We start from the raw sequence: 21,108 nt of genomic DNA, 5'->3' as shown, positions 1-21,108 counted from the left end.
TTCGTTCGAAATAACTGTTTCGGCAACTTCCGACTTTTACACTTTCAACATAAGCCTTTGGTCAAGACTCTAGTATCTATTCTAATCTCTCCCTTTTTTACTTTTCACTTCTCAATACCATCCAACACCAAGTAAGCATTACTCCAAAGAAACCCGCTCCCATCCGGCTTCTGGAAGTTCATAACGGTCCAATTTCATGATCTTTCTAGTCCCATCATAATATTTATACACCAGGTACACACAGTCATCGGAACTTTCTATATAAAATAGACCAAGGCGTTTTGGAAATGGAAGTTTCATCAACTCACATTCCTTGTTCAATTGGTGTGCACCGATCTCCATTAAAAGGCGTTTAATGGCATATCGATCATGATTTCTGTACACAATATTCTTCATTATTTGGAAATAATCCTATTTTATGGATATTTTCCAAAATTACAATTTTTTGATTTTGAAGTCAATCCAAAAAAGTTAAATTCTTAAATTAGGGTAAAACTATTATTATGTGTTTCGGTACTAGGGTAACCACTTCTGCCAAGGACGTGGAGAAATTTTACAATGTTTCCAAATTAATGGGCAAAAACCCTATTGAGGGCGAACTTACCTATCACCACGCCAATGGATGGGCACACCCCTTATTATGGATCATTCCACAAGAAAAAAGCAATCATATTACCCCTTCCATGTGGGGCATAATGCCACAGAACTCCATTGGGGCCGATTACAAAAATTATTACAAGGAGGCCGCCAAGTTTGGGGCGGGACTCAACGCCCAGTCAGAAAAACTCTTTGATCATTTTATCTATAGGTTCAGTGCCATGACCAAGCGCTGTGTAATACCCGTAAACGGATTTTACGAACCGCATACGGCTCCCAAGAAGTTTAAGGTTCCGTTTTATTTTGAACGAAAAAATGAAGCCCTAATGAGCCTAGCCGGACTCTATACGATTACTAAGGACGGTTACAACACTTTTACCATCTTGACCAAGGCAGCTACTCCCCTTTTTAAAAAAATACACAATACCAAAAATAGGAGACCCATTATTTTAAGGGATGAGGATATTGAGCTATGGCTGAACAACGAACTCGACGAAAATGAAATCCGTAATGTCATGGAAGACGATATGGAAGATGAAGCCATCAACGCCTATCCAATAAGCAAGGACCTATATAATCCAAAAGTAGATTCCAACAGAGCCAATATTATTGAGGAAGTAAAATATGAGGAATTGGAGATTGAGTATTAGGATTACTCTACAAAAGATAGATAGGCACCTGAATCTTACAAAAACCAAAATACCGCAGTGATAAACTTTCCTACAGATATACTGGCAATAGAAAACAGGATACGACAAATAGATCCTGTAAAATATTCCAACACCCGAAATCATAAAGATGGAGCGGTAACCCACTTGAGCCCTTATATCTCCAGAGGTGTAATATCAACAAGACAGGTCTATCAACACATACAAACCTTGGATCTACCTTGGCACAAAACGGAAAAACTAATTCAAGAGTTGGCTTGGAGAGATTATTGGCAACAAGTTTGGATAGCAAAAAAAGAGGGTATCAGGCAAGATTTAAAAAACATACAAACTCCCATATCAAATTATCAAATACCAAAGGCTATTCTACATGCCAACACCGGTATTGAAGAGATAGACATTGCCATAAAACATCTCTACACTTTGGGATATATGCATAACCATATGCGCATGTATGTGGCATCCATTTGTTGCAACATTGCCAATTCACATTGGTTAGAGCCTGCCAAATGGATGTATAGTCATCTACTTGATGGTGATCTGGCCAGTAATTTTTTAAGTTGGCAATGGGTGTCAGGTGCATTTTCCAACAAAAAATATTATGCCAACCAAAACAACATCAACAACTTTTTTAATAGTACACAGCAAAATACTTTTTTGGATGTTGAATATAGCGCATTTGAAAACCTTGACATCCCCGAGATATTAAAGGAAACCGTTCCTTTTGAGTTTGATATGAAGCTTCCGGATACTGGAAACCCGAAGCTGGAAAAGAAAAAAACAACTTTAATCTATAACTACTACAATATTGATCCTTATTGGCATAAAGACCAGGAGGTTCAACGGATTTTTTTGTTGGAACCCTCCTTTTTCGCCAAGAACCCGGTGAATCAAAAATGTATTAATTTTGCCATACAGCTCACAAAAAATATAGAGGACATAAAAATGTTTGTTGGGGAATTTTCCAAATTAACCGAGTTTGTAGATCCCGACCATATCATTTTTAAAGAACACCCTTGTAACCGTTATTACCAAGGTAAGGAAGTACCCAGGGAATGGATGAGTTCAATTACAGGTTTTTACCCTTCATTTTTCTCTTTCTGGAAAAAATGCAAAAAGGAATTGTAGGCTGCAAAAAATAATTGCCGGAGCCATAGTTTATAGGTGTGCGGGACTTCATAATTTAGATCCTGGAATTCATAAAGAGGAAAGGCAACACCCCTTGGAGTTTTGACCTATTTTTAGTAGCCTAGAACATTGCCTATGGGAGATTTTGCGTTGAAAACAAAAGAACATGAACTATTACTACAATGAAAAAAAGTGATCTGCCCATAAAAATATGTCCGGTATGCAAAAGACCATTTGCTTGGCGTAAGAAATGGAAAGAAAATTGGGAAGATGTAAAATACTGTAGCGAAAGGTGTAGACGAAATAAAAACAATTATGAAAGCCATTAACCTCATATTTCCACATCAGCTTTTCGAAGAAAGCACACTCACCACAAATGGCAATGAAGTTTATTTAATTGAAGAATATCTTTTCTTCAAACAATACCTCTTCCACAAACAGAAAATAGCTTTCCATAGGGCCTCCATGAAATATTATCAGCATTTTTTGGAAAAAAAAGGAATTAAGGTCAATTATATAGCATCCAAGAACAAATTATCCGACATCAGTTTATTTCATGAAGAAATAAAAAATAAAAAAATAACCGAAATAAACATTATTGACCCTGTTGATAATTGGCTCGAAAAAAGAATCAAAGCTGTTGCCACAAACTATAAGCTGAATATCTTTGACAGTCCGTTGTTTATCAATTGCAAGGAAGAGCTTTCCCCTTTTTTCAGGGCCGATAAAAAATCATTTTTTCAAACTACTTTTTACAAACAACAGTGTAAAAAATTGGATATCCTATTGTTGGATGGGAAGCAACCCAAAGGCGGAAAATGGACCTACGACAAGGATAACCGAAAAAAATATCCTAAGGAAAAAATACCCCCGAGCATCCATTTTCCAGAGGTCACCCCTTTTTGGACCGAGTCCGTATCCTATACGGAAAAACACTTTAAGAACAATCCAGGGCTATTATCAAAAGAACCCATTTATCCCATAAACCATAATCAAGCCGAGAATTGGTTTGTTCAATTTTTAGAGTATCGATTCTTTGATTTTGGTATTTATGAAGATTCCATTGTAAGGCAGGAATCGTTTTTAAACCACAGTATTCTCTCACCACTTCTAAATGTGGGCCTTATTTTACCAAAAGATGTTGTTACCCAAAGTCTGTCCTATGCCGAAAAAGAGAATATCCCAATTAATTCTACCGAAGGATTTATAAGGCAACTCATTGGATGGAGGGAGTTTATCCGAGGAATGTATGAATGCAAGGGCAGTTACTCCAGAACTAATAATTTTTGGGGTTTTGAAAGAAAAATACCCAAGTGCTTTTACGATGGAAGCACTGGGGTGGCACCAATTGACGAGACCATTAAAAAAGTATTAAAAACCGGCTATTGTCACCACATAGAACGATTGATGATCCTGGGTAATTTTATGCTATTGTGCGAATTTGATCCAGATGAAGTGTACAAATGGTTTATGGAACTATTTATTGATGCCTATGACTGGGTAATGGTACCCAATGTATATGGTATGAGTCAGTTTTCAGATGGTGGCACCTTTGCTACCAAACCTTATATAGGAGCTTCCAACTATATCAACAAAATGGGAAATTACCCGAAAGGTAATTGGGAAAAAATTTGGGATGGCTTATTTTGGCGTTTTATAGCTGAACATCAGGATTTTTTTAAATCAAATCCACGAACCTCAATGCTGTATCATTCCTATAACCGTATGACAGAAGATAAAAAAAGCCTTCATATCAAAAATGCCGAAGAATTTATTGAAAAAATAATGAGTGCTGATTAGGAAAACCGACTGTTATTCCTGCACCAAAGCCTTCCATTGGACGTAGAAATTGTATTTAAAAATTTCCAACCATATACAATTACTCACAGGTAAATTAACGGATTAATTACTGCCCAATATGGCATAAGCTTTAGCCGGATTTTTGGACAACAATAGTTTAATTTCATGTTCTGTAAAACCTTTGGCCCTGAGTTCTGGCAGGAGTTTGGTAAAAATATCGGTATAAGGCGTAATGTTTTGCTGTTCCTTTTGGGGATCGTACCAACCAGCGTCGTGCGATATTAGTATATGGTCCAAAATGCCATGCTCTTTGGCATACACCAATTTTCCCAGATGTTTTTCCACATCCCAGCCCAGTCCGTCCAGACTAATCCAACAGCCTGCCTCGGCTGCCTTTAAATAATTGTTATTATCCTCCTCCGCCTGGGCGTGTACCCAAATAAATGAGTTTGGGGAGACTCCCATTTCTTGAAGAATCTTCAATTGGGGCCATAGGCCCTTAGCTTTTCCAGTATGTGAGGCAATGGTCAAACCCGTTTTTAAACTAGTTATGGCAGCTGCCTTGACCAACTTTTGATGTAGGATATCCAAAGGGTCGGCCGTATCAACTCCAATCTTGATAAAGCCTGGCTTGATGACGGTACCGTCTATGCCATACTCAAATTCGGCAATCCACTTTTGCGCCAGATCTTCGGCTGATATATTTTGGACATATTTAGGGAGGAACTTATTATTGCGGGCACCATATAGGCCAGTGTTGGAAATCATCTTCAAACCAGTTTTATTGGCCAATTTTTCTAAAAGCAATACATCCCGACCTAAAAAAGCCGGAGTGGCATCCACAAAATATTCAACCTTATATGCCTTTAATTCTTCCAAATAAGGTGTTACTTCAGCAATTACGGCATCGTGATCCCAAGTATGGGGCTGAATACTATCGGCCCCAATAAAATCGACCAAAATATGCTCATGGGACAGCCAAATGCCATCGGCATCCACTTGGTGCCCCCCTTGAACATCTTGAATAAATGCTTCTTGACCACTCAAAGTAACGGTGTAAATAATCGCTATAAGTAAGAGCAACAAATGACATCTTAGCATTGCACCCATTTTTACATCACCTATTTTATGGCATCCAATGCCCCGTTTACATAGCCCACACATTCCGCAAGGCCAGCAAAAACATCCTCGGTATCCTTTTCAAATTCCATCGCCATTACACCGGTATAGTTAATCGCTTTCAAGGCTTTGAGAACCGCTGGGATATCCAGGACCCCTCTGCCAAACTCGACCGACGCTCCATCGGCTTCCGACTTGTCCACATCCTTAAGGTGGAGATCATAAAGGCGGTCTGCATATTTCTTAATGTTTTTCACGGGATCCAATCCCAATCTTTGTACATGACCAATATCTATACAAAGTCCAATGCGGGTGTCGAGCCCTTTAATTTTATCATAAACCACTTCGGGTGTTGGGTATACCTCATCTCCTGGGCCATGGTTATGAATGGCCAACTTAATATTGGTCTCCTTTACTTTCTTTTCAACCAAAGGCAATAGGTCGTGATTGGGCACCCCTATGATCACCTTCATTTTGGCCGCTTTGGCATACCTAAAGGCATTTTCCACTTCTTGGGCCGTTTTCATATAAATGACCCCTCCACCATAAAGACCTATTCCTGCCTTCTCAAATTTTGCTGTTATTTCTTGAATCTCTTCGTCACTACTCTCCAAAGGCATGTGCATACTCTTGAGCGCAATCTGTTTTAGATTCAACCGGTTGGCCATTGCCAATGTCTCGTCCACACTAAATTTTCGAGTGGAATAGGATGCCAATCCCAGTGTAAGGCTTCTTGCTTCCGTGCCAAGATTACTTGCCCCTAAAATATCCCTGAACGGACTTGCGGTCAGAACCGAACTTGTGGCCATTAAGCCACCAAGGCCGAGGGTTTTTAAAAATGAATTTCTTGAGTATTGCATTGGATGTGGTTTTAAAGAATGTGGTTTTTAGTACATGCCCTAATATTACCGTAAGATATAAAATCTTTAGCGTATTTAAAGGCGAAAAAAAAGAAGTGCTTGCACATAAGTAACACTTACGAACATTCCCAGTGTCCCATCAGTTAATCTCACAGCGGATTATTATTTAAAGTAATATCTGGCACTGAAGTATTACTCCGGTAATTCTCTTTAAAAATCTCAAATATCATATTCTCCATATCTTCCGGATCGTTCCTTTGCCCATTCCAAATAAATCGATTTTTCAACAGCAATCTTTTGGAGCTTTCATTTTGATAATTGGTAAAAGCCTCAATTTTATCCAAATGCAATGTATTGAACCCAAAGTAGAGCACAGCTTTCATTGCCTCGTTCATAATGCCTTGGCCTTGAAATTCCGGACTTAGGTCGTATCCCATTTCCGCCGTTTTATAATCTTGGGAAAAATTCCAAAGACAGATATTTCCAATCATTGTAGGACTACTTTTTGTAGAAATACACCATTGGTACAACTGTCCCTTGTTTACATCGTTGATGGTCTTGGCTATAAAGGCAAGTGCCTTTTCTTTGGTTTCTGCGCTCTTCCTTTTAACGAACTTGTTTACCTCCTTATCTGAACGCAGGTAAAGAATCATAGGCCAATCAGCATCCACCAACCACCGCAAATGGAGTCGGTCAGTTTCCAATTCCTGAAAATTAACATTTGAGTTCATTTCTTAAATATACGATCAACCGTTCAAATTTGGACAGCGTTCTCATTTGAAAATTTATAGATATGCCAGCCTACATTAAAAGCCCTATTTTTTTCCCAATGGTACATTCAGAAAGCAAATAGGGCTTCTTCTCTTATTAATAGAAACACTGGGCTTAGTCTTGTTTTAAAATCTTCATTATTAATACGATTTTTAAACTCAATAGTTTAAGGTAGCACCAAATCCTAATCCCATATCACTATCATAATGGGTAGAAATCCCTAGATTCCGGGTTACAATATACTTAAGGCCCGTCATATATTCCTTATCCGTATTTAGCATAAAAGCCCATCGTATTCTAGGACTAATTGGAATGTCTTCGCGCATCAATTGAAATCGTACATTCCCATCCGAGAAGACCTCTCCTTGTAAGGTTACCAACAGAGGTAGGGTATATTCGGCACCAAGACTTAACACAGCCCTAGAATCTTTGGTATTTCCTTGACCAAAAATGTTCTTCTCAACAATTCCGTCTGTTTTTCGATAACGCCAATCGAACCCAACAAAAGGCATAAACCATTGGTTCTTTCCTATGTATCTTCCAATATGGGTTTCACTTTCATAGCCATGGTCATCATGATAGCCCAAACGCCATTCCGTCCCGAAACTCCAACGGGTATTTTGCAACATGGCCCTACCATCATTGCCATTGGATGCGAAGTCGTTTTCTGCCATAAAATGGAGTTGGTTACTTTCCTTTTGCAACTTTTTGTAGGCCCATGCCTTATTGGGTAGATATGGATTGGGTTCTTGCTCTTCATATGAAAAAACGCGATTCATTCCTGCCATCATATGATAAAGTATATGGCAGTGAAAAAACCAATCCCCTTCGGCATTTGCCAGAAACTCTATGGTGTCCGTTTCCATAGGCATAATATCCAGGACGTTCTTTAAAGGCGCATATTCCTCCTGCCCGTTCAGCACTCTAAAATCATGCCCGTGCAAGTGCATGGGGTGTCTCATCATGGATCCATTGTAAAGGGTTATCCTTACATTTTCGCCTTTTCTTATCAGGATTTTATCCGATTCCGAAAGCACTTTATTGTCCATGCTCCAAACATAGCGGTTCATATTGCCGGTAAGTTCAAAGCGTAATTCCCTTACCGGGGCATCTTTGGGCAAGGTGGTGGGATGTGGCGCTTTCAACATGCCGTAATTTAGTGTAACCAATTCTGCATTGCCTTTCATGGAATGATTTGCATGGTCGGTTTGGTTGTCCATTTCCATGTCACCACTACCAGTAACTTCCGGATACATCACCGTGTTCATATCCATCTTCTGAAAGGACATATCCATACCCATATCATCCATGGAACCGTCCATATTCATCATCCCGTTCATCATTTTCATTCCCTCAAAATACTTGAGTTTTGGCATTCTACTTTTCAATTGAATAGTACCATTTCCCAAATATAATGAGGCCGATTTGGTTCGGTCTTCAGGGGTGGCCAAAAATTCATAGGCCGTATCCTCCTGAGGAATATTAACTACCACGTCATATGTCTCCGAAACGCCAATAATTAAGCGGTCAACTTCTACAGGTTCTACGTCATTTCCATCATTGGCAACAACAGTCATTTTGCCTCCGGCATAAGAGAGCCAAAAATAGGACGATGCCCCACCATTCGCTATGCGCAGTCGTACCTTGTCCCCAGCTTTAAATTGGAAAAGTTGGCTTTCTTTCTTACCATTGACAAGAAATTTATCGTAATACACATCACTAACGTCCATGGCCAGCATACGTTTCCATTCATTTTCCAGTTTAGTTTTAAAATGCCCTGCTTTTATTGCCTCGGAATAACTCTGAACGGTACCTTTTTTAATTCCACCCCAATCATTGGCATTGTGCAACATTCTATGCACATTTTCAGGTTTAATATCGGTCCATTCGCTCAAAATTACAGGCACAGTTGGTAAATCATCAATTCCCTCTCTAAAGGTTGGATCCGTTTTCCTTTTCTTCAAGATCAGGGATCCATACATTCCTATTTGCTCCTGCAATCCACTATGACTATGGTACCAATGTGTTCCATTTTGAATAATAGGAAAACGATAGGTATGGGTACTATTTGGTGCAATGGGCATTTGGGTTAAAAAAGGAACCCCATCTTCCTTATTGGGCAGATATACCCCATGCCAATGTAAAGAGGTCCCTTCCTGTAGCTTGTTATGGACCACAATTTCGGCAATATCCCCCTCAGTAAAGGTTAGGGTGGGCATAGGGATCTGCCCGTTAACGGCGATAGCTCTTTTGTCCTTGCCGGAAAAATTAACAATGGTGTCCGTCACGGTCAAGTCATATCTAACTACATTTTGGCCATAACCAAAACGGATGGACATTATTAGTATAAATACTGCCCAACAATATGTGTAATTGGTCATGTCCAAGTTATTTTATAGTTTCCACGGTTTTCCCACAGCTCAACATTTGAGAGCCATAATATGGGTTTTTGATGACTTCCTCCAAACTAAGCCAACTAGCACCTTTACCTCCGTCGGCCATAGGGCAAAATTGATAATAAACCGGTGATTCTGATTTTGAAACCTTAATTACCTCAAACATATTTTTTGATAAAGACTTAAAATAAACCCGTTGTTTATCCGCGTCCTTAGTTGCCATGATATTTCCTATATCTTGCTTAAGATCTTTCAGCACCTTCATCCAAGCCATATGCACCTCCATTGGAAGCTTATCCATTTCCACTTCAGAAACTGATTTCAAAAGAATTTCAGCCTTTTCGGAAGCCAAGGAACCATCTGTGCTTACCAGGGCATCCTTAACGGAAAAATAGTTTTCAAAAATACTTGAAAGCGCATTTTTATCCTGAGTCATTGCACTATGATGTGAATGGTCTTTGGCCATTTGCATGTCGTGCGACTCCATATTATGGGCATCTTTTTTAGCTCGTTCATATTGGCAACATTCTGGCAAATTGGCATAGGTATCGTCCGGAGCAAAAAAGAGATCACTATCATAACCTGCCAATGCAATTCTCTTTAGAATTTCTCCTTTTGATGTGACCGAACTATCATAGGAAATGATTGCCATTTTAGTGTCCTTGTCCCAATCTACGGTGGCTTCCTTGTTTAAATTACCCGCCTTTTCAATGGTTTTCTCGCACATGGCGCAGTTTCCATAGATTTTTACAGATTCTGTCTTAAAGTTTTTTGTCTGGGCATTGCCCGCTGCAAAGGATAACAATACGGAAATTGCCATCAATATATTTATTGAATTTTTCATCGTACTAATATTTTGTAAAAAGGAATTCATGAATCCCTTTTCGAATTATAAAAATTAATTAATCTAGGTTATTACATAGATCCTGACCGGAAATAATACGACAGACCTATGGCTATTACAAAAGAGTTAACCTATTTTGGGTCGTTGCCAGATGGGGAGATAAACCAATTTTGGAATTTGTTGGATATAAGCCCAATCATTTTCCAATTCAGTATTGATATTTGAGAATTTCACTTCAACTCCGTTTAAATAAACGGGTGTATTTACTACAACCGGACAGTGGCACAAATTATGGCTACAAGTTCCATTACAGCCCTCATTCTCTTTGTCCGATTCGGAGTCGCAACAAGACTTGTCTTCAGTATGACCGTCCATGCTACAAGAATCTATATTTTCAGATTTGGCTTTCTCCTTAGAAGTCCCACAAGCCCATACATTGCTGGTCGAAAGAAACAGCAAAAAAAGAAGTATTGATAATATGTGGGTTCTGTTGTTCATAATTTACAAAGACAAAATTACTTAATTATCTTATTAATTGCTCATTTCTGGGCCAATATCCATTAGGCCCAGTTTAAATTGGGTTCGGTATTTAAGCAAAGTACGCGTTAGAAGTAATTTTGACCTTAGTTAATTTGACTCCGTATAATTTTTAAAGTTATCAAGGATGGCCTGCCACCCTGCTCTTTGCTTTTCAATGGAGTTCTCGGTTTCAGCATCAAAGTTTACCTTCACAGTTGTCTTATGATTTAGCTCGAAGAAAGTGACCTTTACCTGCCTCCCATCTGGCATAGTATAGCTAAACTGTTTGAAGGGATCCACCTCATCATAAACGGCCTCAAAATCGAAACCAAAACTACCGTCCTTGGCTTCCATTCGCGCCGAGTATTTTCCGCCGACCTCCATTTCATTGGATGCATATGGACAGTGCCAATCGTCCGAAGCAAAATTCCATTTTATTATGTGTTCAGGATTGGTATAGTAATCCCAAACCTTACCCACTCCTTCAGAAATAGTCGCTTGGACCATTATTTTTGTCTTTTCCATCTTCGTTTTATTTCGATTAATGTAATTATTACAAAAATGCCGGCCTTGGTATTACTTCCAGTACCCTCATTTATGAAAATAATAGTCTCACGTGTCATGAAGGGCCATTGAAAACAGCAGGCTCAGCCACAGATTTATCATTATCTAAAGTTAGTTAATCGCACTTAATTATTATAAGAAAGTAAAGGTTATTCATAAAAATCCATGGGGTACAATTAATTGGTATGCACTGAAATAGTCAAAAAAATCATTGTAGTGAGGATCAATAATATCAATAAAGGCATTACAAACCTCATCCACTTATTAAACCCAATTTTCACAATGGCCAAAGCTGCCAAAATTAAACCCGTGGGATTGATCAAATAAAACAAGCCCATACCGTATAAGTAGGTATCCACAATTATTTCCCTACCTATATTTACGGTATCTGCCAAAGGAGAAAAAATAGGCATGGTCAATACGGCCATGCCGGAAGAAGAGGGCATAAAAAACGATAACCCTCCATAAATAAAAAGCATTACGTTGGCAAATACACCTTTATTCATGCCTTCGGTGATGTTACTGGCATAAAACAAAATAGTATCGCTAATAAGTCCGTCCTCCATCAGTATGGTCACCCCTCTGGCAATGCCCACAATAAAAGCAACACTGAGCAAATCGGCAGCTCCCTTGGCAAAGGCATCCACAAAGTCGCTTTCCTTAATACCTGCTATAAAGCCTATGATTATTGCCCCGACCAAAAATGTTGCCGTCATTTCCACAAACCACCAATCCAAAAAGGAAACCCCAATGATCATAACAATGAAACTCAATGAAAACACAAGGGTAATAAGGCGTAATCTGTTCGTGAACTTTATATTAGTATCCATTTTACCCAATCCAAAAAGCTTTTCTATGCTCTCTTTTTGTTCATAAATAAGGGATTTTGACGGATCGGCTTTTACCCTTCTGGCATACAAAAGGATATAAACAATGGTAATGGTGGTGCAAAGCAGCAGCATAATTATTCGACTATTGAGTCCTGTGGTCCAATTTATTCCTGCTGCGTCAGAGGCTATAATGGTAGCAAACGGATTTACCGTAGAACACATACTACCAATACCCGAACCCAAAAACACACAACTTAAGCCCACCATGGCATCATATTTGGCCGCTAGGAATACCGGGATTAAAATGGGATAGAACGCCATGGTTTCCTCTGCTAATCCAAAGGTGGTTCCCCCAAGGGCAATTAGCGTTGTAACCACAATTATTAAAATGTATTCCCTCCCCCTAAGTACTTTGGCCATCCAGGCAATTCCGGCATCAAAGGCCCCAGTAAGGTTCATTATGCCTATTAGGCCTCCAATGATAAGAATTAAAAATATAATATCCGCCGCCGCAATAATCCCCTTAATGGGCGATTGTACCAAGGCTGCAAAACCCTGAGGTCTTGATTCCAATGGTTTATAGGTATTGGGAATTCCGATGGGCTTATAAATATCCCCGCTGGTAAATTTTTCAATGGGAATTTTTATACTCAACTCTTCCAAGGTTTCCTGGGTAGCCTGTAATTCAATACGTTCTTCCAGGCTTATTTTGGTAAATGTATTACTACCGGCGTCATAGGCCAGGCTATCATATTTACCTGCGGGTATCAACCAGGTTAGCAAGGTTACAAAAACAGCTATGAGAATCAAAATGGTCTGGGCAGTTGGAAACTTAAGTTTTTTCATGCTTTGGTTAGGTGAATAATTGGCAAGTAGTTAAGTTAAACCATTTAAAATTAACACACGGTAAGAAGGGTTAATTTAGGATCCTACCTTCTGCAACATATAGAAATTTTCATTTAAGATCAGCTCCTTTTCCAATTCAATTTTATGATAATATGTTTTGGAGAGGCTAAAATAATCCTGATGATCTATCAGGGAATAGTTCTCTATATTCCGATAATATTCATTGGGAATGGTTTGATATTCACTAGCGCTTGCCTTAGAAATATTATCTCCAAAAAAACTCATCAATTTTTTAAAGACCAATGATTCCTTAATTTCATCCTGAAACGATGCACTTCCTATTATATCTCCAGTATCCTGAACTAGATTGAACAATTGAAACAGACCATCCGTTTCCTCCCTGTCCAAAAAGAACAAAACCCCTTCAATAAGTATAAAGCACTTTTTTATACCCTTAACAGAATTAATAGTTGCCAATAACCCTTCCTTATATTCCTTACTAAAATCAACCCCAACAAAATGTATATTTCGCTTGGGGAGTAAAGCTTCTTTTTGCCATTGTTCAATTTTCATTTTTTTGTATTCCACTATCTCAGGTTTATCAATTTCAATATGGGTTATATTTTGGTCCAGCAAAAACGGATACATACTAAAACCCGCTCCAAAATTGATCAAAACCTCGATTCTATTTTCGCTTACATGTTCATTTATTTTTTCCAAAAAATATCTGTTCCTCAAACAATGTGTAAATGATTCCTCCGAGGATACCTTAGTAAGATATTCTTCGACCCATTTTTCAGTTTTCGGATTATTCCATAAATAAGCAAAATGGTCCCTACTTAATTTTACATCAGTAGCCCGGAAGGTGGAGGTCACAAATGCCGTTTCATGTATTTCTATATTGTTCCCTCCTAACATGGTTAATACATTTTTTTAGATTGGAAAGTATCTTTGGATAAAGGGTTACAACCTTTTTAGCCCTAAATTAAATAATCTTTTTCTTCAATAAACAAATTATATTGATCATAAGTGAATCATGTTTTCAATGATGCACAGGCCCCCTACCTGACAAATAGCCCGTTTGTTTAAGATTATAAATTTTACTGAAGTACCATAAGTTTTACTGATGAAGATTCCTTATCCATCAGAAAATATTATCGTAAATTTAGGGGTGAACTAATCTAAAACTTATTTAAACTGTATAAAATGGAAAATAAAACACATTCAAACCCATCATCAAACGGAAAAGTATGGGATGTTAATGAATCAAGTGCAAAATGCCCCTTCTTAAATGGCGAATTGCATCATGTAGCTGGAGGTGGTACTACCAACAGGGAATGGTGGCCCAATCAATTAAAATTAAATATACTGCGACAAAATTCGTCATTGGTGGATCCTATGGACCCCGATTTCAATTATGCTGAAGAATTTAAAAAGCTGGATCTAGCAGCCGTAAAAAAAGACCTTTATGAATTAATGACTACTAGCCAGGAATGGTGGCCGGCAGATTATGGGCATTATGGACCTTTCTTTATCCGGATGGCTTGGCACAGTGCCGGAACCTATCGTATACATGATGGCCGTGGAGGTGCAGGCTCGGGATCTCAACGCTTTGCTCCATTGAATAGTTGGCCAGATAATGCCAATCTTGATAAGGCTCGATTATTACTTTGGCCCATAAAAAAGAAGTACGGCAAAAAATTATCTTGGGCAGATCTATTAATATTGGCAGGGAACTGCGCACACGAGTCCATGGGACTAAAAATGTTCGGCTTTGCCGGAGGCCGTGAGGATATTTGGGAATCTGAACAAGATGTGTATTGGGGCTCGGAAACCGAATGGATGGGAAACAAAGAACGCTACTCCGAAAAAGGGGAATTGGAGAGTCCGCTTGGCGCCGCCCATATGGGATTGATCTATGTAAACCCTGAAGGACACAATGCCAATCCTGATCCAGTTGAATCTGCACACTATATACGTGAGACATTTGGACGTATGGCCATGAACGATTATGAAACTGTTGCGTTAATTGCAGGGGGACATACCTTTGGTAAGACCCATGGTGCTGCGGACCCTACCAAATATGTAGAAGCAGAACCGGCAGCTGCTGGCATTGAAGCCCAAGGCCTTGGATGGAAAAACAACTATGGGACGGGTAAGGGTGCGGACACTATTACCAGTGGTATAGAAGGTGCCTGGACCAATACCCCAACCAAATGGAGTCACACTTTCTTTAAAAATCTATTTGGTTACGAATGGGAATTGACCAAGAGTCCAGCTGGAGCACACCAATGGAAACCTAAAAACAATGCCGGTGCAGGAACAGTACCAGATGCCCACAATCCGGATGTGAAGCATGCCCCTTTTATGTTGACAACGGACCTTTCGCTGCGTATGGATCCGGCTTATGAAAAAATATCAAGGCACTTTTTAGAAAATCCAGAAGAGTTTGCGGATGCCTATTCACGTGCATGGTTTAAATTGGTGCATCGTGATATGGGGCCGGTATCGCGTTATCTAGGACCAGAAGTACCCAAGGAGCAATTAATTTGGCAAGATCCAGTACCTGCTGTGGATCATGAGTTGATCAATGATAAGGATATAGCCGATTTAAAGGCCAAAATTTTGGCATCCGGTCTTTCTATATCCCAATTAGTATCTACCGCCTGGGCATCAGCTTCCACTTTTAGGGGTTCCGACAAACGAGGGGGTGCCAATGGAGCACGTATACGCCTAGCTCCTCAGAAAAATTGGAAAGTAAACAACCCCAAGCAATTGGCCCAAATTTTGGATAAATTAGAGGCCATCCAAAAAGAATTCAATGCCGCACAATCCGGAAATAAGAAAGTTTCTTTGGCCGATCTTATTGTTTTGGCAGGGAATGCCGCCATTGAAGCGGCAGCAAAAAATGCCGGGAAGAAAGTAACGGTCCCTTTTTCTCCAGGACGTACCGATGCCAGCCAAGAGCAAACCGATGTAGAATCTTTTGAGGTGCTCGAACCACTGGCAGATGGGTTCCGAAATTACCTTAAGGATACCTACGAGGTAACCGAAGAGGAGTTGCTTGTAGACAAGGCCCAATTATTAACCTTAAATGCTCCGGAAATGACCGTACTTATAGGGGGAATGCGCGTGCTAAACACTAATTATAACGGGTCCCAGCACGGAGTTTTCACAAAGAGGCCTGAAACCTTGACCAACGATTTCTTTGTAAATTTACTGGACATGGACACCACTTGGAAGTCTATTTCAGATGCCCAAAATGTTTTTGAGGGACATAGCCGTAAAACTGGCCAACTTAAATGGACCGGCACCCGCGCCGATCTTATTTTTGGTTCCAATTCAGAGCTTAGGGCATTGGCCGAGGTTTATGCCTGTGAAGATTCCGAGGATAAATTTATTAAGGATTTTGTAGCTGCCTGGACCAAGGTGATGAATTTGGATAGGTTCGACTTGGTAAAATAAGACCTGCATCAAACGGAATATTTCCAAAGTAGCACTTCGAGGAGATATATGTAAACTGTGTTATTAATTAGAAAATCCCATCTTGAAATTCAGGATGGGATTTTTCTTTTGAGCTATTAAGTACCAATCATGGCAAACCTAAGAAACGACCCTTCCCATAAAAGGATCGCTCTTGGATGCTTTCCCTGTTTCCACCCTTCCTGCATATCGCCTTGCAAAACTAGTATTCCCCTGGAGCTGCAATGAAAAATCATACCAACCATAACTTTTGGCACTATTGACGATAATGCTCTCGACCGAACCTTTTTTGACCCGAACTTTTTGTTCAGGATTACCATAGGCATGGTCTACCACCAAAATATCAATATCCTTTTTCTTGGAGGTATTGGAAATTTGGACCTCTATATTCCCCGATAATTTTTTTATAAATCCCCTCTTTTTTTGATATGCACAACTTATTTGCAGTTCGGGATCGGACACAGCACCCTTAAATTCCCTATAAAAACCGTTTGGTCCATATACCCGCAAATGGTATCCTTCTTCCTCAAAATGATCCAAAGGCCATTCATAGTCCAAACTTTCACCTTTCCCAACGGCAAATGGCCATGTTTTAACAGCTGAAAAATTGGACCCCCCTCCAGGCATTTCCTGTAAATAGTGGCCAGGGGCATAAACATTAAATGGGGCTCCCTTAGCCGATTCTCTAAAAACTGTATCGGCCGCTGTAAACTGAATTCGAAATGAGTTCTTATCCCCATTTAATTCACCGTCTACATATAACTCGTACGGCAAAGCACAAGAATCCCTAATTCCTGGTTCTTGATGTGGCATAAACGAGGTCTTATAGAGGTCTTTTTTTGCATCGGCTATATCACCACTGCTTAGAGGTTTAAAATCCTTGGGCAATTCCTTAAAGCTGGCATTGTAGACCTCCTTCATAAAATGGTTGCGCTCTATGGCTTTGGGAATAGTGTAGGGCTCCCCGTTATATGGCCTAAAAGCAGAGGTTAGATTGCCACTAATGGCCCTACGCCAACTACTTATATTGGTTTCCTTAACAACTTTGCCCGTTCTTTTCTTAATTAACTCTTCCAAAAACATTAGGGTGGAGGTAATATCGCAGACTTCAGAATTAATCCATCCGCCCTTGCTCCATGGCGAAGCTACAACCATTGGCACTCTAAACCCTAGACCCATTGGACTTTCCCTAGGATCCTCCGGATCCATACCTTTTTTTGCTTTCTCCTGTTCCAAGGTGGCATATTCCTCCGAGGTGTCCAAGCCTTTGGTGAAATTGTTGGTATCCTTGGGGTTGGGAGCGACAAAAGGAGGAATATGATCAAAATACCCGTCGTTCTCGTCATAGGTAATCACAAAAATCGTTTTCTTCCATACCTCAGGATTTTTGGTAAGGATATCCAGAACCTCTGAGACAAACCATGCCCCATACCAAGGTGCGCTTGGGTGATCCGAAAATTTCTGGGGTGCTGCCAGCCAGGAAACAGTAGGTAATTTCCCTTGGTCCACGTCTTGCCTAAATTGGTGCAATATATCACCTTTTGGCACTTTTATGGAACGCTGAACACCGTTATCATTGTAGCTAAACTCCTCTACCCTATGATAATCTGGGTCTCCGACATTGGTAGCAAAGGCCTTTTCATGTAGGTTTTTTTGAAACTCCGAAAGTTTTTCAAAATTCTCGGAATTCCAAGTCTGAAGAACCTCCTTAATCTGTTCCAGCTGTTGCTTTTTCTTTTGAAGTACTTTTAAATGTTCTCCTTTCTTTTCTTCGGGCTGTTTGTCCAACCCCTTTTCCAAGTCCTCTATTTCTGAAGGCAATACCTTGAGTCTTCCTTTTATATATTTTTGAAAACCAGAGCTATAGCGAACATTGTATTGGGAAAACCACTCTAGGTTATTATCTGTAAAATTTGCCAACAAGGATGCATCTTCAACATCTGTAGGCAAACTGATCTCGTTCTGATAAACCCGCCAAGATATATCATTTTCTTCCAGTCTTTCCGGAAAGGTTTTCCAACTGGCCTCGCTATTATAGCTTACCTCAGAATTTCTAACGCAAGGTCTATTGCCTTCGGTATCAAAAGATTTTCCGGTCCAAAAATAATTTCTATTGGTAGTGGTTCCTGTCAGGGCCGAGCAAAAATGCTGATCAAACACAGTAAAGGCATCTGCCAAGGCATAATAATACGGCAGGTCTTCGCGCGTATAATGGCCTAGGGTAAGCGGCATATTTCCATATTCCTCATCGGCCTTCTTGGCCACAAGCCATTGGTCGTACTTTCCATTGTTCCGGGCATCTACCTGACTTTCCCAATGATGGGGCAAATCTCCCATCCATGTGGCCTGGGTCTCCTTCATGTTCAATCGGAAAGGCACATAGGTTTCCCCATCCTTATTACTTTGAAGCCATACGGGTATTTTGTTCGGCAAGGAAATGGCCCTGGGATCATTATAGCCCCTAACTCCTTGCAATGTTCCAAAACAATGATCGAAGGAGCGGTTTTCCTGCATAAGAAAGACCACATGTTCTGCGTCGTAGAAGGTAGTTCCATTTTCAGGGTCAATTTCCAAGGCCCGTTGAATGGAGGGTGGCAGACTTGCCGTTAAACCCATTCCTCCGGCCAACATACTTGCCTTTTTTAAAAAATCCCTTCTGGTATCCATAATATAATCTTGGTTTAAGTATTGGTAAATAAAAGTGCATTTAAAAATAGCCTTTTTACCATTTTACATAAAAGTTTTCCTGATGTAATTTGATATTCCCGAAAAAGGAGTGCAATACAGTTATGCAAAAAAATAGCATAAGGGATGTATCACAGTAATAAATAAAACGTTTGGATTTTAATTAGAAATCCCAAAGCAGTGAAAAAAATATCATTTTTCAATAATGACCGTCTCAGCGGTTGCACCAAGATCAAATAGCAGTTCGGTTATATTCTGAACAAACTTTTTTGGCCCGCATAAATAGAAGTTCTGTCCAAAGTCGGCTATATTTTCGATAAGGAATTTTCGATCTATTCTGTTTCCCCTAAATCCCACCACATTCTCGCGGGTAAATATTTTTACAAAATTACCATTGAGCATCTTTTGCAATTCGTCTTCCATAATAACGTCTTCCGATGTTTTATTGGAATAGATCAATTTATTACCGTGAAGGTTCTTATGAGTGTATAGATGCCTAAATATGGATATAAAGGGAGTAATACCAGCTCCACCGGCGAGAAAAACGCCTGGCCCCTTATACTGAATGGCTCCAAAAACTTCATGTAGAATAAGTTCCGCCCCGGCGTGGGTTCGTCCCAACATATTGGTCACCCCTTCATGATCATTATAAATCTTGATCATAAATTCAAGGAATCCATGTTCCCTAATGGAAGTAAAGGTAAAGGGCCTTAATTGGTCCTTCCATTCCGGTAAATTAATAGCTACCTCGGTCGCCTGCCCCGGAATAAAATCATAATCCGGAGGCCTTTCCACTACAAATCGCTTTACATCATGGGTAATATAGTGGGTTTCCAATATCTTAACAATATATTGCTTATTTGCTTTCGACATAATTTTACTTAATTATGAAATATCAAGGTAATAAATTAATTGTTGTTCAAACTAATCCAATTTATATAGGACCTATAAATTAAGAATTGTCCACTACCCTAAAATACTTTCTATCTCCTTTAGTTCAGCCTCACTAAAATTTAAATTCTTGAGTGCCTCCAAGTTATCCAGTAATTGTTCGGTTCGACTCACCCCAACCAGTACCGTAGAAATGCGTTGATCCTTCAGCAACCACGCAATGGCCATTTGGGCCAAACTTTGGCCACGATTTTCTGCCAGCTTATTTAGTCGACCCACCTTGTCCAAAACTTCTGGTGTAATTTGGTCTTCCTTCAAATAGCGGCCATCCTTGCTTGCCCTACTATCTTCAGGAATACCTTTTAAATATTTCTTGGTCAATACGCCTTGTGCCAATGGGGAGAAAGCAATGGAGCCTATCCCCTCTTCTTTCAACACATCCAACAGTCCATCTTCTACCCAACGATCGAACATATTATATCTAGGTTGATGGATCAATAAGGGCGTACCCAAGTCTTTCATGATCTTTGAAGCCTTTGCAGTAAGCTCTGCCGGATATTGGGAAACCCCAGCATATAGTGCCTTGCCACTTTGAACCAAATGATGCAAAGCTCCCATGGTTTCTTCGAGCGGAGTTTCCGGATCGGGTCTGTGATGGTAAAATATATCTACATAATCCAGTCCCATCCTCTTAAGGCTTTGATTTGCCGAGGCAATCAAATACTTACGGGAACCATAATTTCCATAAGGTCCAGGCCACATATCCCACCCAGCCTTGCTGGAAATAATAAGTTCATCACGATATGGCTGAAAATCCGTTTTAAAAATACGTCCGAAATTTTCTTCCGCTGCTCCATATGGAGGGCCATAATTATTGGCAAGGTCAAAATGGGTAATCCCGTTATCGAAAGCGGCTCGCAAGAGATTGCGTCCCATCTCGAGGTTATCAGTATGACCAAAATTATGCCAAAGCCCCAATGAAATTAATGGTAAAAGAATACCACTGTTGCCACAGCGACGGTATTGCATAGTATCATATCGTTTATCATTGGCCTGATAATGGCCGGGATCGAAAGAGTCGTTTATTTTCATTTTTACTTTTATTAT

18 protein-coding genes are annotated in these 21,108 nt (G+C 39.8%); 5 read left to right on the top strand and 13 right to left on the bottom strand.

All coding sequences use genetic code 11. The features are described 5' to 3' along the window. Positions 1–138: 138 nt before the first annotated feature. The gene (locus tag BUA60_RS17455; RefSeq protein ID WP_031443259.1) at positions 139–396 is read right to left on the bottom strand and encodes a hypothetical protein; all 258 of its coding nucleotides are present in this window, start codon (positions 394–396) and stop codon (positions 139–141) included. 107 nt (positions 397–503) lie between these two features. On the opposite strand from BUA60_RS17455, the gene BUA60_RS17450 reads away from it, so the two are divergent. The 4 genes from BUA60_RS17450 to BUA60_RS17435 all read left to right on the top strand — a co-directional run bounded on the left by BUA60_RS17450 (position 504) and on the right by BUA60_RS17435 (position 4,193). Then, positions 504–1,247 (top strand): SOS response-associated peptidase, encoded by a 744-nt coding sequence (locus tag BUA60_RS17450; RefSeq protein WP_072863921.1) that lies wholly within the window; start codon positions 504–506, stop codon positions 1,245–1,247. A gap of 57 nt (positions 1,248–1,304) precedes the next feature. Then, positions 1,305–2,393: an FAD-binding domain-containing protein gene (locus BUA60_RS17445; protein ID WP_245802574.1), complete on the top strand. Its 1,089-nt coding sequence runs from the start codon at positions 1,305–1,307 to the stop codon at positions 2,391–2,393. Positions 2,394–2,575: 182 nt separating this feature from the next. Continuing rightward, the gene (locus BUA60_RS17440; RefSeq protein ID WP_072863919.1) at positions 2,576–2,722 is read left to right on the top strand and encodes a DUF2256 domain-containing protein; all 147 of its coding nucleotides are present in this window, start codon (positions 2,576–2,578) and stop codon (positions 2,720–2,722) included. Beyond that, positions 2,709–4,193 (top strand): cryptochrome/photolyase family protein, encoded by a 1,485-nt coding sequence (locus tag BUA60_RS17435; protein WP_072863917.1) that lies wholly within the window; start codon positions 2,709–2,711, stop codon positions 4,191–4,193. The genes BUA60_RS17440 and BUA60_RS17435 overlap by 14 nt, the downstream gene beginning before the upstream one ends. A 102-nt stretch (positions 4,194–4,295) precedes the next feature. Here the strand turns inward: BUA60_RS17435 and BUA60_RS17430 are convergent, their stop codons facing one another. From BUA60_RS17430 to BUA60_RS17390, 9 genes are all read right to left on the bottom strand, one after another. Then, positions 4,296–5,294, bottom strand: a complete 999-nt coding sequence (locus BUA60_RS17430; protein ID WP_072864104.1) for a phosphotriesterase family protein — start codon at positions 5,292–5,294, stop codon at positions 4,296–4,298. Positions 5,295–5,314: 20 nt separating this feature from the next. Continuing rightward, complete coding sequence (locus BUA60_RS17425; protein WP_072863915.1) at positions 5,315–6,172, bottom strand: sugar phosphate isomerase/epimerase family protein; 858 nt, start codon at positions 6,170–6,172, stop codon at positions 5,315–5,317. 149 nt (positions 6,173–6,321) lie between these two features. Further along, positions 6,322–6,903 (bottom strand): GNAT family N-acetyltransferase, encoded by a 582-nt coding sequence (locus tag BUA60_RS17420; RefSeq protein ID WP_072863913.1) that lies wholly within the window; start codon positions 6,901–6,903, stop codon positions 6,322–6,324. A 198-nt stretch (positions 6,904–7,101) separates the two neighbouring features. Continuing rightward, positions 7,102–9,282 (bottom strand): multicopper oxidase family protein, encoded by a 2,181-nt coding sequence (locus BUA60_RS17415; protein WP_245802577.1) that lies wholly within the window; start codon positions 9,280–9,282, stop codon positions 7,102–7,104. A gap of 49 nt (positions 9,283–9,331) precedes the next feature. Beyond that, positions 9,332–10,183, bottom strand: a complete 852-nt coding sequence (locus BUA60_RS17410; protein WP_178347023.1) for a DUF3347 domain-containing protein — start codon at positions 10,181–10,183, stop codon at positions 9,332–9,334. 126 nt (positions 10,184–10,309) lie between these two features. Beyond that, on the bottom strand, positions 10,310–10,681 hold the full coding sequence (locus tag BUA60_RS17405) for a hypothetical protein (protein ID WP_072863909.1): 372 nt from the start codon (positions 10,679–10,681) through the stop codon (positions 10,310–10,312). Positions 10,682–10,810: 129 nt separating this feature from the next. Further along, a complete protein-coding gene (locus BUA60_RS17400) occupies positions 10,811–11,227 on the bottom strand; it encodes an SRPBCC family protein (protein ID WP_072863907.1) in 417 nt (138 codons plus the stop codon). A gap of 215 nt (positions 11,228–11,442) precedes the next feature. Beyond that, positions 11,443–12,942 (bottom strand): YfcC family protein, encoded by a 1,500-nt coding sequence (locus tag BUA60_RS17395; RefSeq protein ID WP_072863905.1) that lies wholly within the window; start codon positions 12,940–12,942, stop codon positions 11,443–11,445. A 75-nt stretch (positions 12,943–13,017) separates the two neighbouring features. Next, a complete protein-coding gene (locus BUA60_RS17390; protein ID WP_072863904.1) occupies positions 13,018–13,860 on the bottom strand; it encodes a class I SAM-dependent methyltransferase in 843 nt (280 codons plus the stop codon). 288 nt (positions 13,861–14,148) lie between these two features. Here BUA60_RS17390 and katG point away from each other — a divergent pair, with 288 nt between their 5' ends. Further along, entirely contained in the window at positions 14,149–16,407 is a 2,259-nt protein-coding gene (gene katG / locus BUA60_RS17385) for a catalase/peroxidase HPI (protein ID WP_072863902.1), read from the top strand. 138 nt (positions 16,408–16,545) lie between these two features. Here the strand turns inward: katG and BUA60_RS17380 are convergent, their stop codons facing one another. The 3 genes from BUA60_RS17380 to mgrA form a co-directional block, all read right to left on the bottom strand. Continuing rightward, a complete protein-coding gene (locus BUA60_RS17380; RefSeq protein WP_072863900.1) occupies positions 16,546–19,092 on the bottom strand; it encodes a phosphocholine-specific phospholipase C in 2,547 nt (848 codons plus the stop codon). A 210-nt stretch (positions 19,093–19,302) separates the two neighbouring features. After that, positions 19,303–19,983 (bottom strand): FAD-binding oxidoreductase, encoded by a 681-nt coding sequence (locus tag BUA60_RS17375; RefSeq protein ID WP_072863898.1) that lies wholly within the window; start codon positions 19,981–19,983, stop codon positions 19,303–19,305. 93 nt (positions 19,984–20,076) lie between these two features. Then, the gene (gene mgrA / locus BUA60_RS17370; protein WP_072863896.1) at positions 20,077–21,093 is read right to left on the bottom strand and encodes an L-glyceraldehyde 3-phosphate reductase; all 1,017 of its coding nucleotides are present in this window, start codon (positions 21,091–21,093) and stop codon (positions 20,077–20,079) included. Positions 21,094–21,108: the final 15 nt, after the last annotated feature.

It is taken from the genome of Arenibacter palladensis (assembly GCF_900129275.1).
Taxonomy (GTDB): domain Bacteria; phylum Bacteroidota; class Bacteroidia; order Flavobacteriales; family Flavobacteriaceae; genus Arenibacter; species Arenibacter palladensis.
Note: the sequence above shows the minus strand (reverse complement) of the source record. Positions and strands in the feature narration are given on the sequence as shown.

Bases quoted from the DNA above. Each gene is read 5' to 3' on its own strand.
- BUA60_RS17410 (WP_178347023.1), bottom strand. From the start codon at position 10,183: ATGAAAAATTCAATAAATATATTGATGGCAATTTCCGTATTGTTATCC.
- BUA60_RS17405 (WP_072863909.1), bottom strand. From the start codon at position 10,681: ATGAACAACAGAACCCACATATTATCAATACTTCTTTTTTTGCTGTTT.
- BUA60_RS17380 (WP_072863900.1), bottom strand. From the start codon at position 19,092: ATGGATACCAGAAGGGATTTTTTAAAAAAGGCAAGTATGTTGGCCGGA.
- BUA60_RS17390 (WP_072863904.1), bottom strand. From the start codon at position 13,860: ATGTTAGGAGGGAACAATATAGAAATACATGAAACGGCATTTGTGACC.
- BUA60_RS17375 (WP_072863898.1), bottom strand. From the start codon at position 19,983: ATGTCGAAAGCAAATAAGCAATATATTGTTAAGATATTGGAAACCCAC.
- BUA60_RS17400 (WP_072863907.1), bottom strand. From the start codon at position 11,227: ATGGAAAAGACAAAAATAATGGTCCAAGCGACTATTTCTGAAGGAGTG.
- BUA60_RS17455 (WP_031443259.1), bottom strand. From the start codon at position 396: ATGAAGAATATTGTGTACAGAAATCATGATCGATATGCCATTAAACGC.
- katG (WP_072863902.1), top strand. From the start codon at position 14,149: ATGGAAAATAAAACACATTCAAACCCATCATCAAACGGAAAAGTATGG.
- BUA60_RS17440 (WP_072863919.1), top strand. From the start codon at position 2,576: ATGAAAAAAAGTGATCTGCCCATAAAAATATGTCCGGTATGCAAAAGA.
- BUA60_RS17395 (WP_072863905.1), bottom strand. From the start codon at position 12,942: ATGAAAAAACTTAAGTTTCCAACTGCCCAGACCATTTTGATTCTCATA.
- BUA60_RS17435 (WP_072863917.1), top strand. From the start codon at position 2,709: ATGAAAGCCATTAACCTCATATTTCCACATCAGCTTTTCGAAGAAAGC.
- BUA60_RS17425 (WP_072863915.1), bottom strand. From the start codon at position 6,172: ATGCAATACTCAAGAAATTCATTTTTAAAAACCCTCGGCCTTGGTGGC.
- BUA60_RS17420 (WP_072863913.1), bottom strand. From the start codon at position 6,903: ATGAACTCAAATGTTAATTTTCAGGAATTGGAAACTGACCGACTCCAT.
- BUA60_RS17450 (WP_072863921.1), top strand. From the start codon at position 504: ATGTGTTTCGGTACTAGGGTAACCACTTCTGCCAAGGACGTGGAGAAA.
- BUA60_RS17415 (WP_245802577.1), bottom strand. From the start codon at position 9,282: ATGTCCATCCGTTTTGGTTATGGCCAAAATGTAGTTAGATATGACTTG.
- BUA60_RS17430 (WP_072864104.1), bottom strand. From the start codon at position 5,294: ATGCTAAGATGTCATTTGTTGCTCTTACTTATAGCGATTATTTACACC.
- mgrA (WP_072863896.1), bottom strand. From the start codon at position 21,093: ATGAAAATAAACGACTCTTTCGATCCCGGCCATTATCAGGCCAATGAT.